Here is a 14,672-nt window from a genome sequence, read left to right as displayed (position 1 = left end):
GGTTCGATAGTTAACCACGGATCTCTTCCATGTGGTCTATCCTTCTCTGGATAAGTTCCGGCTTTCCGATGTCGTTTCTGAAATGCAGGTCTCCGATAATGTTCTCCAGTGCATTCTGCGCGATCTTCTCAGCCTTGTCGATGGTTTCCTCGATACCCACAACAGCTACAGCCCTGGAGCCGGTTGTGTAGACCTTTCCATCCTTCTCATATACGCTTGAATAGAACAATATTGCATCACCGATATCTCCAACAACGACCTCCTTGTCCTTTGTAGGCTCGTCAGGATATCCTGCAGGTACTGCATACTTGCAGACGGTCGCCTTGTGGGCGAACTTTACATCAAGCTCGTCAAGTGTTCCATTGGCAACTGCGGACATGACATCCACCATATCGGTCTCGAGCAGTGGAAGCACGTTCATAGCTTCAGGGTCGCCGAACCTTGCATTAAACTCAATTACTTTTGGTCCGGCCTTTGTAAGGATGAACTGGCCGTAAAGGATTCCCTTGAACGGTGTGCCGGTTGCTTCATGCAGGGCTTTCACGGTTGCCTTCATGATCTCCCTTGCAGGTTCGATGTCATCGACGTTCATGAAAGGAAGAAGTTCGTCGGCACTGGAATATGATCCCATTCCGCCGGTGTTTGGTCCCAGATCGTTCTCAAAGGCACGCTTGTGGTCCTGCACGCATGGTGTGAACGCAAGGTTCTTTCCGTCAACGAACGCCTGTAATGTGAACTCCTCGCCGATAAGGTTCTCTTCCACAACGACATTGTCGCCGTCGAGCAATGATCTTGAATATTCAAAAGCAGCCTTTGTGTCAGGTAACTGGTCTCCCATGACCTTGACACCTTTACCACCTGTAAGTCCTGCAGGCTTGATGGCAACGTTGCCAAGTTCCTCGATGTAGTCCTCAAGTCCTTCCTCGCTTGAGAATACTTTGAATGCAGGACATCCATCGATGTTGTTGTCCCTCATGAAATTGCGGGCCCATGCCTTGTCGAACTCGATACGTGCGACATCTTTCTTAGGGCCGACAACTCCGATGCCAGCTTCCTCAAGGGCATCTGCAAGACCGGCTGCAAGAGGTGCTTCCGGTCCGACAAAAGCAACTTCTATGTTCTTTGATCTTGCGTATTCGACTACCTTTTCCACCTCTGTCTCCTTGACCAGAAGTACGTCTTCACACAAGCTGGCAATTCCGGGGTTCTTCTTTGCCATTACTGAGAACATTGCAGGTTTGCGTTCACTTCTTGCAACAGCATCTGCGATTGCATTTTCTCTGCCGCCGCCACCAACGATTAGAACATTCATCTGTATAACCTCATTTGAATAAAAAATGTATTGATGTTAATAATAAATTTATTTTATTATTTTCATTATATCATTGAAAAAGTAATATTGATATGTTTATTTAGATATGTTAAGGGAGCTAATTCTCTTTGTATTAAATAAATACTTTCCGACATGATCTCTTTGTTAACGGTGACATTTTGTCTTTTTGTATAGCATTTTAATTTCATTCAAAAAAAGAGTGCCATAATGTAAAAATATATCCTGAAGTATGTGTACAGGCTGGATAGCGTTCTGATTATAAGCATATCAAAAAAGAAGGAACAACTTACCATTAAGAAGAAAAAAAATATTGGTTGCATCCTTGTTGTGGATGCAACCTCTTTACTATAGCTTATTTACTCTTTCAGCTTCACAACGAGGAAACGGAATAGGCTATCACTCTCATTTCTCAGTAAATGAGGTATGGCCTTTGGACTTTCGATAAGTGTGTCCTTCGAGACAGTTTCTTCCTCGTCTCCGATCACAACGATACCGGTACCTTCGAGTACATAGAAGAACACGTTCATTGGTGTCTTGTGCAGTTTAAGTGCCTCTCCGGGTTTGAGCTCAAGGTGTACGACCTGGACCTGCTCGGTATCGAAAAGGCCTTTAGCAAGTACTTTGTGAGGGTTCTCTTTCTCAGGTGCTTTATCTAATTCTATGATCTTCATGATTTCCTCGTCTCCATTGTTAAGCGCTTATTTTAAGAGTCTCTCCATGTCCTCTTCTACGTTGGTGTTAGGTGATATGTTGAACTCATCCACCAATACCTTCAGGACATTTGGTGAGACAAATGCCGGAAGTGTCGGGCCAAGTACAATGTCCTGTATTCCCATCCTCAGGAGGGCAAGCAACACAAGGACTGCCTTTTGTTCGTACCATGCAATATTGTACGAGATAGGTGCTTCGTTAACATCTATGAATCCAAGTCTGGCCATAAGTCCCTGTGCGATGATTACCAGTGAAAAACAATCATTACACTGTCCTGCATCCAGTACCCTTGGAATGCCGTCGATGTCTCCAAGACCAAGTTTATTGTAGCGGTATTTTGCACAGCCAGCGGTCAGTATGACAGTATCCTTTGGCAAAGCTTCTGCGAAATCCGTGTAGTACTGCCTGTCCTTGTGACGTCCGTCACAACCTGCCATGACAATGAACTTCTTTATCTTGCCTGATTTGACCGCATCAACGATCTTGTCTGCATTGGTCAGTACGGAGTCGTAAGCAAAGCCGCCCATAATGCTACCTTCTTCCAGTTGCACCGGAGGTTCACACTTCTTTGCCTGCTCGATGATGGCTGAGAAATCTTTCTTGCCATCTTTGGCTACTAGGTGTGTGACGCCATCAAAACCAACAGAACCGGTAGTATATATTCTGTCCATGTAGGTCTTCTTTGGAGGGACTATACAGTTGCTTGTCATCAGTATAGGTCCGTTGAAGCTTTCGAATTCCTGCTTCTGGTGCCACCAGGATCCACCGTAGTTGCCGACAAGATGTTCGTACTTTTTGAATTCCGGATATGAATTTGCAGGCAGCATCTCACCGTGAGTATAGACATCAACACCTGTTCCCTCGGTCTGGTCAAGTAGTTGTTTCAGGTCATTCAGGTCATGTCCGCTGATGAGGATTCCCGGTCTGTCCCTTGTTCCGATATTGACCTCCGTAGGTTCAGGGTTTCCGAACGCACCAGTATTAGCCGTATCAAGTGCTGCCATTATATCGAAACCCTTTTCCCCGCATCTCAGGACAAGTGAGACGAGGTTCTTATCGGTCAGGCTGTCATCCGTGGTTGCCACAAGGCCTTCCTCTATGAATGAAAGCACTTTCTTGTTGGTCTGGCCAAGCACCATGGCATGATGTCCGTATGCTGCAATTCCTTTGATACCAAAGATGAGCAGTTCCCTTAATGACCGTATATCTTCGTTCTCTGTTGCAAGTATGCCGGTATTCCTGTCCTTGAGGTTTTCCGGTGTTACGGTTGCGATCTCAGGAAGGTCGCTTTCATCAAGTGCATTGTTGTCCAGAAGTTTCTGTTTGATCTCATCACGCAGTTCAAATCCCCTGTCAATGCGTTCCTGGATACCAGTTGCTCTGAAATCGGTATTTGTTATTGTTGAGAACAGTGCATCGAGCATGAAATCATCAGTGATCTCCTCAGAAATTTTAGCCTTCCTTGCTTTCTGGTTATAGAATGCAACGCTCTTAAGTACATAGATGAGATCGTCCTGAAGGTCTGCAACCTCCCCTTTCTTGCCGCACATGCCGTTCTTTGTGCAGCCTTCCCCGTTCATTGTTTCTTCACACTGGTAACAGAACATATTATCACCTTGAATTTTAGGTATGGTATGTAGGTATGTGGCTCTCTCTGCCCGAAATACAATTGTGTTCGAGAGTTAACACTGTTATATCAGGGATAATGCTACTTATAGAGGCAGTTTCCACTTTGATACTTCAAAATGAATGCTACTAACCCACTCCTCTATAGGCTATGTCGTTAAAACTATTTAAAGTGCGAGCGGCAAAAATCCGTAAGTGGAAATAAACTAAAAAAAGCCAATTGCAGCAGAATAACTTTACTGCTGCAATCCTATTGTTTTATTTGTCAGCAAGGAGGTCACTTGCACGCACAAGCGGGACAAGCTTCACATCGATCTCACCGAGGTTCTCAGTTGCACCGTCCTCGCGGTCCACTACGGTGATCACTTTGTCAATGATGCATCCTGCCTCCCTTATTGCACCGATAGCCTCCAGCACAGAGCCGCCACTGGTGGTCACATCTTCCAGCAGGATGATCCTGTCACCTTCCTCCGCGTCGCCTACAAATCTTCCGCCGGTTCCATATTCCTTGGCAGATTTGCGTATTAGGAGGAGTGGCATGTTAGTCTCAAGAGATACTGCTGTGGCAATTGGTACACCACCAAGTGCAACACCGCCAACAATGTCGATGTCCATTTCCTTGATAAGTGCAGCCGCCTGCTTTGCGATGATCTTCAATGTGCCAGGGTCTGAGCTGGCCTTCTTGATATCTATATAGTATTTGCTCTTCTTGCCGGATGCCAGGGTGAATTCACCGAACTTGACAGCTCCGCAGGCCTTGAGCGCTTCTATAAGTTCTTCCTTTTCATTTGATGATGTTGTCATTGTGATCCGTTCCTTTTATGATGCTAGGTATTTACCATGGTTCTTTCTTGACACCCATGAAGTAACCTATGATATTCGTCACAAGGTGAAGCAGGGGTGTGATGATCAGGATTACCAGTATGATCTTGAACGTGAACTGTTCGGAGAACCAGTATGGTGATGCCAGGTAAGCAAATATTAGTGCTCCCATGACGAAATCAAGCTGGTCCACAACAGGCAGTGGAGCTCCTCGTTTCAGTCCCATACGTCTCTTGAAGAAGCTCATGAACATGTCTCCGAAGAGAGAGCCAAAAGCAAGAGCGAACACAACGATGGTAGTGTTCAGGCCGCCTGTTCCGAATGTCGGAAGTTGTGCTCCCAGTATCACAGGGTAGCTTTCGATCAGCCTCATCTGCAATAGTCCTGCAAGGGTACCGCATATAAGTCCGGCAAAGAATCCGCGGAAGGTCTTTCCATCCCCGAGGATGCGCCTGCCGTCAGACATTGTCTTTCCACCGTCTATGGGGCGACCGCCTCCAAAGACAGCTGCAAAAGGATTCGGCAGGTATGCCGGAAGCATTAACCATACTGCAAGAACAATTAGCTCGATCGTGTTATCAACTCAATGTTTTTTGCTTTAATCTGCTCCATTGATATATAAAACCAACTCAAACTCCGGCCTTTCTTCTTTTCACCAGGCAGTCCCTCTAACATGCTCTTCCTCCGATTCTTCCTTCCATTAATCATATATTAGATATGTGCACAGTTAACTTGCAATATCGTAAAAAATGGAGGAATCTCATGAGTACAACCGAAAATCTGAAAGAAGCGTTTGCAGGTGAATCAATGGCAAACAGGAAGTACCTTGCTTTTGCAAAAATGGCTGACAAGGAAGGTTTCACGAAGATCGCCAAACTGTTCAGGGCTGCAGCATATGCAGAAACAGTACATGCTCACAATCACCTGAGGGTACTGGGAGAGGTAAAGAGCACTGAGGAGAACCTTCAGGAAGCAATTGCCGGAGAGACCATGGAATTCAGCGAGATGTACCCTGCCTTCATCGAGGAAGCAGAAAAGGAAGGCAACAAAAAGGCTGTACGCAGCTTTGATATGGCAAACCAGGTCGAAAAGGTCCATGCTGAGCTATACCAGAAAGCACTGGACAATATGGATGATAATGAAGATGCAGACTACTATGTCTGTGAGGTATGTGGTTATACCGTGGAAGGCGAAGCACCCGAAAGGTGTCCTGTCTGTGGTGCTGTTCATTCAAAATTCAGCAAGGTGGAGTGAACAACAGGTATTTTCTGTAAGGCGGGCTATGCCGCCTTTCAAACTTTCTTTTCCGTAAATAATTATCCCAGGAATATTCTGTCATTATTGATCCTGCTTTTTTAATGTCAGTACCGATACATATTTGAACAGACATAACGATTGTGAATTTCATGAAACAAAGCAAAGACCTCGTGAACAGCAGTAACCTTATGCTGGTAGCGGTATTGACCATGCTGCTCCTTGCTGCTCTCATAACCGTGGGCATGCTGACTCCACTGATAGTCAGGCTGACCACAGGAGTTGAAATGGCTATGACTCCTGAGTACTTCAATAACAGGAGCGCTCTTCCAACCGCAGGACTGGTGGTATTGCTCACGATGTATTTGCTCTATGGTTACTTCGGTGCGAAGAGAACGTTGTTCGTGGGAGGTCTCACAGTAGCAATGTCCATAGCATTTGTTTTTCTTTCACCATTCGGAAACCTTCCCCTTGATGTTTCGGTCCCAATAGTGAGCATGGGTCTGGTGGCTACATTCTACAAGATCTATATGTCCCTGCAAAGGGATTCCAACATGATGAAACTGCGCGGGGTCAGTGCACACGTCATCCACCTTGGAATCATCCTCATCCTCATAGGTATCGTCGCCAGCAGTAACCTGAAAGTGGATGGTTCTGCTGTTGTCTCCATGGACTCTGCCGGTTAGTTCGAAGGACAGAACTACATGGTCTCGGTTACCGGAATGGATTCCGTTTTCGAAGGTTCACATTACAAACAGTATCATGGTTCATCCTATGCAACCTATGTGGATTTCGATGTCTACAAAAACGGTGCTTATTTTGACAGTGGGCAGGTGAAATACATCACCGATTTCAAATGGGGCCAGACCTACACGACCACATACGTGCATCGTGGAATATTCGAAGAACTTTTCATCGCTCCAAAAGCGCTGAACGAGAACAGTGGTGAGGTCAGCATATATGTAAGAACCGTACCTTTCATCACATTCATCTGGGGTGGCCTTTTCCTGATGCTTGCCGGAATAAGTATTCTTGGAATTATCGATTATTCGGTTGATGGAAAAGCTGCAAACACTGTGGCTAAGATCAAAGGAAAATGGGACAATGGCCCAGAAAGCCGCAAGGGAGGCAAAAAATGAACTTTGGAATGATCCTCATCTGGATAGCCTTCATCCTCGGTGCGGCTTCAGCTGCATATTCCATCATCCACCTGCGTACAAACAGTACCAGTGCAGGTTCACTTTCCAGGAAGCTTGAGCTTGGCTGTACGGCAGCTATCACTCTTGCGATCCTGATGCTGACCTATTACCTGCTTACGGTATCGGCATCCTACGTCTATGTCTACATGCATTCAAGCGTCGACCTTGAATTTGTCTATCGTCTTTCCGCATTGTGGGCAGGCCAGGAGGGTTCCTTCCTGCTCTGGACATGGTTTACACTCCTGATGCTTCTGGCAATGCAGTACACAGGGCATACTAAGGAGCTGTTCGATAGCAGGGTCATGAACATCACCCGGGCCATATGCCTGCTTATCGTTACCGTCTTCTTGATGTTGCTGGTACTGAAGAACCCGTTCTCCATGTATTATGGAGATGTAGGTTCATACGTGGAGATCTCCAACTGGAACCCGTTCGTATCAGCATATCCGCTTACGGACGGACAGGGTATGAATCCTCTCCTGAGAAACCCGTGGATGGCAGTCCATCCTCCGGTACTGTTCCTTGGTTATGCAGCTTTCACAATTCCATTCGCAGCTGCTCTTGCAACCCTTATCATCGATGATGAGAAATGGATAAAGATATCCCGGGACTGGATGAGGATGGCATGGCTCTTCCTCACAGCAGGTATCGGACTTGGCGGTTTCTGGGCATACGAGGTCCTCGGCTGGGGTGCATGGTACTGGACATGGGACCCTGTTGAGACATCCTCACTGATCCCCTGGATAACTGCCACCGCTTACCTTCATGCCCAGACAAGGGTCCAACATGGGGAATACAGGTTCCTCGCGCCGATGCTTGCAGTGACTTCCTTCATACTGGTCATATTCGCAACATTCGTTACCCGTAGCGGTATGTGGGTATCGGTACACTCATGGCAGGACTTTACTCTGGAAGGCATGGTCATCGCTATCTTCCTGTTGCTACTTCTCGGTTCAAGTCTTGTTCTGCTTGTAAGAAGGTACTTCGAGGATGATGAGGATTGATATCATTACGATCGGTAGTGTCAATTTAAGCTTAAGTTTAAGTATAAAAATGAAATTAGACATTTAAAAAAGAAGATCAGGCGAATCTGAAATATATCCTCCTGTTGTTCTTTCCTTTATTCTCTGCCTTGAAGATCTCGATGTGCGGGATCTCACCTGTATTTTTCACATGTGTCCCACCGCATGCCTGATCATCGATCTCCGGTATCCTGATAACACGGATCTCTTCTATCTCTGGAGGGAATGCGTCCTTGAGCTTGACCACCGAGGGTATCGTTAGTGCTTCTTCTCTGGGGAGGATGTCGATCTTCACATCAATTTTCCTGTCGATGACCTCATTTACCTTTGCTTCGTATGAGCCGATCTGTTCCCTGTCAAAGTTCTCCAGATTGAAGTCCACTCGTGTCTTCTCCTCTGCGATCTGGTTCCCTGAGATCTTCGCTCCGGTCTCGTTGTGAATGATCGCACTGAGGATGTGGGATGCGGTATGATAGTTCATGAAAAGGGTACGCCTGTCCCAGTCGATGATCCCTTTTACTTTGTCGCCTTCCTTAAGTCCCGGTTCACTGACCTCGTGGCTGATCTGGCCGTCAAACTTCCCTACGAAAACGACCTTGTACTCCTTCCCATCGCTTATTAGAACTCCGGTGTCGTATGGCTGGCCGCCGGACTTTGGGTAAAAGGCGGTCCTGTCGAGGACAACGAATTTGTCATCCGTCACGCTCAAAACAGTGGCTTCGAATTCCCTGACGTAACAGTCTTTCAGATAAAGTGCTTCCATGCCAGATAATTTGAAAAGATAGTTAATAAATGTTATTTTGAAAAGTGTTGATGTGGAATATCACATCTTCACTCTTCCAATATCAATGTAGTCGATACCATCATCTTCAGGAACCGCATATAGCATGCTTTTCCTGACACTGTTAGCAAGGCGGACAGCCCTTGACATTACAGGAAGTCTGAACTCATGGTCTGAAGGAATTGAATGTACCAGATATTCAGAGTGAGGTATCTTTGCAGGGGATTCCACCTGTGCATAGACACGGAAATGGCTGCCGAACTTGAATCCTGTTTTTGGAACTACTCCTTTCTCACGGAGGTCTGTGTAAACACTGTTCTTCAAAAGGAACTCCGGCTCGATCTTCGAAGCGATCTCTGTAAATGACTCGCTGTCCATCACATTGTCCTGCCTGTCTCTGACATTGATAACACCATTTTCCATCAGGTATCGTGATTCCACAAGGGAAAGCTGAAGCCTTTGCTTATCAAGCGGTTTGCCATAGAAACCGTTCTCAAAGAGCACGGTGGATGCATCCTCGTCCCAGATTATGACCCTGTCCTCGAGGAACGTGGCATCAGTATTGATGTCCGGGTAAAGTGAATCTCCCATTCCGCCCTTTATGCGTGGTCTCTTCACTTCGTAGAATGTGATGTCACTCTCTTCATCTACAATAGCCAGGATCATCTGCTTGCGGACATTTTCCGCTGCGTTCAGTGACCTGAGCAGATCTTTGAGTGGCATTGGCACTCTTTCAGACCTGACATACACGAACTGTTTTGCAGCACCTTTTCCGGGGTGACTTCCACGGGGATACACCCTGAAATCGGTAACTCCGGGCTGGACGTAGAACCCTCTTTCCCTGAGGTCCTTGTAAACGATATATTTTAGCTCGAAAGATGGCTGCAGGGTCGATGCGGTCTTGAAGAATCCTGCGAAATCAAGCACCTCGCCTTTATTCTCCACTTCGATCTTCCCGCGGTATGCAAGATAGGCAGCTTCAATAAGTGTAAGTTCCAGACCTTCGTCCTTTGGTCTTCCATAATAGCCGGTGTTATAGAGTTCGTTAACGGCTTTTTTCTCTGCAAGCACACGATCTTTGATTATTTCTGCTTTCAAGCTTTTTCACTCCTGTATCTTGCTGCTGCATCCACAAAAGATGTGGCAAAGTCCCTGTATGAGGATGCTTCCAGATGGGCATATGCTCCAAGTGTATTATTTTTCACCAGTCCGTCCCATCCGTCTACGATCCCTGTTCCTCGTGATAGTTTTATTGCGAACTTTGCATCGGATGGTATTTCTGTTACTTCGGAATGGTGGAACTCGTGTCCGATGAATGAGTTTCCGCATTTCCCTATGACCGTATCAACATCAAGTGCTCCGATGTTGTAGCTGACCACGCGCTTGTGACCCATAAGCGAATGTCCTGGCAGTGCTCCAACCATCTCATGTGTTGATTCCGGCATTTCCGCCATATGGTATGTGCCTTTTCCTTTTACGCCTGTGGTGATGCGTTCAGTAAGATACATAAGGCCGCCGCATTCTCCATAGATGGGAAGTCCGTCCTCTGCTGCCTTTTTGATATCCTGCCTCATGCTCTCGTTGGCTTCAAGTTCGGAAGCGAAAAGCTCCGGATAGCCGCCTCCGAGGTAAAGTGCATCCACATCCGGAAGGCTCTTGTCATGGATCGGGCTGAAGTACTCGATCCTTGCTCCTGCAAGCTCCAGAAGCTCAAGGTTATTGTGATAATAGAAATTGAATGCTTCATCAAGTGCAACACCGATGACCGGGGCCTCGCCTTCAGTTTTGCGTGCGGTGAAAATGGTAGTTGCTGGCTTTTCCACGGCTTCAGCCTGCCTCGCAAGCTCCAGCACTTTATCGATATCGATACCTTCGGAAACTCTCTTTTCAATAGCAGTGATGCGTTCATCAAGATCGTTGATCCTACGCCTCTCCTCGATGGCGGGGACAAGTCCCAGATGGCGCATGGATATCTGCATAGCATTGTCCCTTGGGATTATTCCAAGAACAGGGACGCCTGTAAAATGCTCCACAGCTTCCTTTGCCTTTTTAGCATGTCTCATGCCGCCGATGTTGTTCAGTATCACGCCAACGATGTTGACGTCGGGATCGAAGTTCTTATAGCCGTTCACAAGAGCGGCGGCGGAACGTGTGATACTGCGTGCATTGATGATCAGAATGACAGGGCAGTTCAGCATCTTGGCTACCTGGGCAGTGCTTCCCGTTTCGCCAAGGCTTTCCAGCCCTTCGAAAAGTCCTCTCACGCCTTCGATAACAGCAATGTCCGCTTTCCCGTCGACCTCACATGCATGTGTGAACACATCAAGCACGCCTTCCTTTTCCATGAGGTAACCGTCGAGGTTACGAGCACGTCGCCCGGTGATCTCAGAGTGATAGCTGGGATCGATGTAATCAAGTGCGACCTTAAAGGGCTGCACACTGTATCCTCTGGAAGTGAGGGTTGCAAGCAGTCCTGCTGTGATGGTGGTCTTGCCTGAGGAAGACCTGTCGGCTGCCAGGAGAATTCTTGGCATGTCCATTTTTCTGTCTGCTGTTTCAGCTGGCATGAGATGTTCTCTTTTTATCTTGTAAGTTCTCTCAGGCGTTCATCATCAAGGGCTTCCGGCATGACCGAACTGTCCCTTTCCATGATAGCCTGTGCAAGTTTGCGATAGACCTGTGCTACGTTGGAGTCCGGTGCTTTTTCCATTACAGAGAAACCGTCTCTCTCGCAGTCCTGTACGATCTGCTCCTTAGGGATGAATGCCATGAGCTCGCTTCCGATCTCGGATGCGAACTTTGTGACGATCTCTTCCTCACGGCTTACGCTACGGGAGTTGCAGATAATTCCGCTAAGAGGCGTATTGATCTTTGCAAGTCCCCTGCAGATGTTGTTAGCGGCATAGAGTGGCATGTACTCACCGGATGTCAGCACGTAGGCTTCCTTCACAAGTCCCTTGCGAATAGGTGCGACAAAGCCGCCACATACGATATCTCCGGGGACATCGTAGATGATAAGGTCCATTTCGTTAAGTGATTTTGATATCTTCTTGAGAGTCTGGATAGCAACGATGATTCCGCGTCCGGCACATCCGATTCCGGGCTCAGGTCCGCCGACCTCTACACATTTTACGCCTTTGTAGCCTTCGTGGATAACGTCCTCTTCTTTCACATCGACGCCGTCACGCAGAAGATCAAGGATCGTTGGTATGCGCTTGCCTCCAAGCAAAGTAATGGATGAATCGCTCTTCGGGTCACAGCCTATGATCATTACCTTGTATCCTTCATCTGCGCAGGCAGCTGCAACGTTGGATGCGGTGCTTGATTTTCCGATACCGCCCTTTCCATAGATGGCTATTCTTTTCTGTATTGTCATCTCTGAATGCTCCGTTCAAATTGATTCTTTTGCAACTTCCCTTAATGTGGCTCCGAACTCGGATTCTACTATGTGGTTGACACCAAGTGTCTTTGGATGCAGGTCGATCTCCACCAGAACATGTTCATGTCCCAGTTCCTTGAGAGGCAGTACCTGTCTTGGGCCGTTGGTGACGGAAATGATCTCCATGTCGGACAGGTGGTCCATTGGTATGGCGTGTGGAACTCCGGTTATCACGGCAAAGTCGTAGTCGCTGTACTTCTCCTCTATCAGCTTATCGATGGTAGCGCCTGCAACCGGATACTCGTCCAGTCCGCCAATGATCTCATGGATCGGAATGTCCTTCTCCTCAAAGTCTCTCATGATGCATTCTGCATGGTGGCGCACCCTCGGAAGCCCAAGACCAACGTCGGTGTTGGACATATTGATGATATTATCTGCCTTGCCAAGCTGTTCAGCTATCTCATTCACAGCGACAGTGATGTCTGCGAACATGTAACCGGTCTCTTTCTTGGCGTTCATGATAGTGATTCCGCGCTTGCCTTCCTTGAGAAGTTCGATGATCCTCTGTGCTACCTTGTACTTCACATCACCGCGGGATGGTGCAAGGTATTCCTTACTTGCAGCACCGTGGCGCAGTTCAACGTTAGTAGCCTCTTCCAAAAGGTGCTGCTGCCTGCTGAACTCTTCCATGTCGATGATGCCTGCATTAAGGGCGGATTCCAGTGCAAAGAGCACACCTTTGGTGTTGTTCCTGTATCCTGCGTGGACCTCTACTTCAATGACGGGCACATCCAGATCTGCTTCCATTACCGGTTCATGCATCTCCTCGCCTATGATCATGCTTGCGCAGGTTCCTACAACTCCGATGAGCTTTGGGTGGAACATGTCGTTTACCTTGTGGAGCACATTGACAAGTTCACGATGTCCTCCGAAAACGAAACCGCTTTCATCAAGGGCTGTTGTCACAACATGTATCCCGTCCTCTTCCAGCAGTCTTGCGTGCTTGAAAGAGCATCCTGGCGGACCGTGAAGTATTGCAACATCAACGTTCAGGTCCCTCAAAGTATACAATGCGGCCACGATGGAGCTTGGTCGTGGGTGTATGATCGAAATATTCTTATTATCCATGACAGGTCCTCATTTTCATCGATTCGTTTTATCTGAAACACTTAACACATAATATAATTATATCGCCAATATTGGTACATTGTAAAGCTGAGGATAGTCCTTCCTCAAATGATCCTGCATAATATGCGTCATCATATTTTATATCACGCATCCGGCTTCCGACTAACACAATTTTGTTAAGATATTTTCCATTTTTCATTAAGAAGTCAGAAACGTCCTCCGGCGGGAGGCCTTCACACACCTGTTCAGCTTCTTCTCCCAGTACCATGACAATTTCCATGCCATTGGAGTCGGAATTGATATCCGATGCAATAGCGGAAGCATAATCAAGTGCCTTTTCCACAGAACGGATGTCCATGCCCGAATTTGAGTTATCAATTAGTATTCTGCCTTCGAGCTCATCTTTTACCATCCTTCCTGTAAGGCCCCTGAAATTCTGTAATGTCCCAACGATCTGCTTCTCTTCAATTCCCATGGTTATCGAGATAGCAGTAGCAGCGGAAAATGCAGTCCTGTAAGCCGAAAGGTCGAATCCCTCTTCCATAATTGGTTCTATTGACCGGTCCTTTGAAGATATAACAACATTGTTCCCGTTGATCTCAAGGCTAAAGTCTGCATTTTTATCGTTTTTATCACTGAATGTGATCATTTCAAGGTCTTTCTCTGCAGCCCTTTGCAGTGCTTTTCCGGCGTCGCAATTTACGATGACCATACTTCCTTCCTTTGCATTGTCCAGCATCTGCAGTTTAGCATCGCTTGCAAGGGCGGTATTATTTGCGATCCCGTAGTCCTGTTCAAGGGATGTTATGACTCCAATATCAGCACATCCTGTGCCGCCTATGGATGTCTCGAGGATGAACACTTCCGGTCTGATGTTCGCCTCTTCTGTTTTTGCGATAGCAGAAAGGATGCTTCCGGGAGCTATGCTCAAGCCCTTGTGAACGATGGTAGCAATTCCGTTTTTCCAGTATTCCAGTCCTCTGGATGTGTGGAGTACGACATCCATGCTTCTTGAGAGGATGTCTGCAAGGATAGAAGCGGTACTGGTCTTGGCCTTTGTACCTGTAAGTTCGATGACCTTTGAAGTCGAAAGCCTTCCGCTTTCCAGAATAAGTTTTCCCACCATCGTATGGTGGCTGATGATCGTGTTCCCTTTTTCTCTTGCACTTTTCAGTACATGGTACTCAGGGTTAAGATGTACAGGTGCAACTACTGTTTCTGTGGTTTTAAGTTCAAAAGCTTCACCTGAAGAAAGAACAGGGAATATCTGCTGCAGGTCGGTAATAGTCGCATTGTCCAATGTATCATAGACGTCAATGGCACGTACATTGTATCCAAGTCGCACCATCTCTTTAGCGATCGGTATGCCGGCGTGCGTCAGGTCGAGCACGACAGCATCCCTTTGACCTGCAGTCAT

General features: G+C 47.0%; 15 protein-coding genes. 4 read left to right on the top strand and 11 right to left on the bottom strand.

Annotation, left to right across the window (positions count from 1 at the left end; all coding sequences use genetic code 11):
- Positions 1-10: 10 nt before the first annotated feature.
- The 5 genes from purD to WOA13_RS05765 all read right to left on the bottom strand — a co-directional run bounded on the left by purD (position 11) and on the right by WOA13_RS05765 (position 5,054).
- On the bottom strand, positions 11-1,312 hold the full coding sequence (gene purD, locus WOA13_RS05785) for a phosphoribosylamine--glycine ligase (RefSeq protein ID WP_342127003.1): 1,302 nt from the start codon (positions 1,310-1,312) through the stop codon (positions 11-13).
- Positions 1,313-1,689: 377 nt separating this feature from the next.
- Positions 1,690-2,004 (bottom strand): cupin domain-containing protein, encoded by a 315-nt coding sequence (locus tag WOA13_RS05780; RefSeq protein WP_342127002.1) that lies wholly within the window; start codon positions 2,002-2,004, stop codon positions 1,690-1,692.
- A 27-nt stretch (positions 2,005-2,031) separates the two neighbouring features.
- The gene (gene hcp, locus WOA13_RS05775) at positions 2,032-3,651 is read right to left on the bottom strand and encodes a hydroxylamine reductase (RefSeq protein WP_342127001.1); all 1,620 of its coding nucleotides are present in this window, start codon (positions 3,649-3,651) and stop codon (positions 2,032-2,034) included.
- A gap of 277 nt (positions 3,652-3,928) precedes the next feature.
- The gene (pyrE, locus tag WOA13_RS05770) at positions 3,929-4,474 is read right to left on the bottom strand and encodes an orotate phosphoribosyltransferase (RefSeq protein ID WP_342127000.1); all 546 of its coding nucleotides are present in this window, start codon (positions 4,472-4,474) and stop codon (positions 3,929-3,931) included.
- Positions 4,475-4,505: 31 nt separating this feature from the next.
- Complete coding sequence (locus WOA13_RS05765) at positions 4,506-5,054, bottom strand: CDP-2,3-bis-(O-geranylgeranyl)-sn-glycerol synthase (RefSeq protein ID WP_342127175.1); 549 nt, start codon at positions 5,052-5,054, stop codon at positions 4,506-4,508.
- 200 nt (positions 5,055-5,254) lie between these two features.
- On the opposite strand from WOA13_RS05765, the gene WOA13_RS05760 reads away from it, so the two are divergent.
- From WOA13_RS05760 to ccsA, 4 genes are all read left to right on the top strand, one after another.
- Positions 5,255-5,746 carry a rubrerythrin family protein gene (locus WOA13_RS05760; RefSeq protein WP_342126999.1) on the top strand — a complete coding sequence of 164 codons (492 nt, stop codon included), beginning with the start codon at positions 5,255-5,257 and terminating at the stop codon, positions 5,744-5,746.
- Positions 5,747-5,898: 152 nt separating this feature from the next.
- Positions 5,899-6,432, top strand: a complete 534-nt coding sequence (locus WOA13_RS05755; RefSeq protein WP_342126998.1) for a hypothetical protein — start codon at positions 5,899-5,901, stop codon at positions 6,430-6,432.
- An 18-nt stretch (positions 6,433-6,450) separates the two neighbouring features.
- Positions 6,451-6,885: a hypothetical protein gene (locus WOA13_RS05750; RefSeq protein ID WP_342126997.1), complete on the top strand. Its 435-nt coding sequence runs from the start codon at positions 6,451-6,453 to the stop codon at positions 6,883-6,885.
- Positions 6,882-7,949: a cytochrome c biogenesis protein CcsA gene (gene ccsA, locus WOA13_RS05745; RefSeq protein WP_342126996.1), complete on the top strand. Its 1,068-nt coding sequence runs from the start codon at positions 6,882-6,884 to the stop codon at positions 7,947-7,949. Before WOA13_RS05750 ends, ccsA begins: the two co-directional genes overlap by 4 nt.
- 76 nt (positions 7,950-8,025) lie before the next feature.
- On the opposite strand, the gene alaXM is transcribed toward ccsA, so the two are convergent.
- Genes alaXM through cfbE form a run of 6 tightly spaced genes read right to left on the bottom strand, consistent with a single transcriptional unit; the run spans position 8,026 to position 14,672 of the window.
- Positions 8,026-8,730, bottom strand: coding sequence for an alanyl-tRNA editing protein AlaXM (gene alaXM / locus WOA13_RS05740; protein ID WP_342126995.1), 705 nt, complete (start codon positions 8,728-8,730; stop codon positions 8,026-8,028).
- Positions 8,731-8,790: 60 nt separating this feature from the next.
- Positions 8,791-9,846, bottom strand: a complete 1,056-nt coding sequence (endA, locus tag WOA13_RS05735) for a tRNA-intron lyase (protein ID WP_342126994.1) — start codon at positions 9,844-9,846, stop codon at positions 8,791-8,793.
- Positions 9,843-11,315: a Ni-sirohydrochlorin a,c-diamide synthase gene (gene cfbB / locus WOA13_RS05730; RefSeq protein WP_342126993.1), complete on the bottom strand. Its 1,473-nt coding sequence runs from the start codon at positions 11,313-11,315 to the stop codon at positions 9,843-9,845. The genes endA and cfbB overlap by 4 nt, the downstream gene beginning before the upstream one ends.
- 14 nt (positions 11,316-11,329) lie before the next feature.
- The gene (gene cfbC / locus WOA13_RS05725) at positions 11,330-12,124 is read right to left on the bottom strand and encodes a Ni-sirohydrochlorin a,c-diamide reductive cyclase ATP-dependent reductase subunit (protein WP_342126992.1); all 795 of its coding nucleotides are present in this window, start codon (positions 12,122-12,124) and stop codon (positions 11,330-11,332) included.
- Positions 12,125-12,139: 15 nt separating this feature from the next.
- The gene (gene cfbD / locus WOA13_RS05720; protein WP_342126991.1) at positions 12,140-13,255 is read right to left on the bottom strand and encodes a Ni-sirohydrochlorin a,c-diamide reductive cyclase catalytic subunit; all 1,116 of its coding nucleotides are present in this window, start codon (positions 13,253-13,255) and stop codon (positions 12,140-12,142) included.
- Between the two features lie 28 nt (positions 13,256-13,283).
- Positions 13,284-14,672 (bottom strand): coenzyme F430 synthase, encoded by a 1,389-nt coding sequence (gene cfbE / locus WOA13_RS05715; RefSeq protein ID WP_342126990.1) that lies wholly within the window; start codon positions 14,670-14,672, stop codon positions 13,284-13,286.

The organism is Methanococcoides sp. LMO-2, from assembly GCF_038432375.1.
Classification (GTDB): Archaea; Halobacteriota; Methanosarcinia; order Methanosarcinales; family Methanosarcinaceae; genus Methanococcoides; species Methanococcoides cohabitans.
The sequence above is the reverse complement of the archived record's forward strand: the minus strand, read 5'-3'. Positions and strand labels throughout refer to the sequence as shown.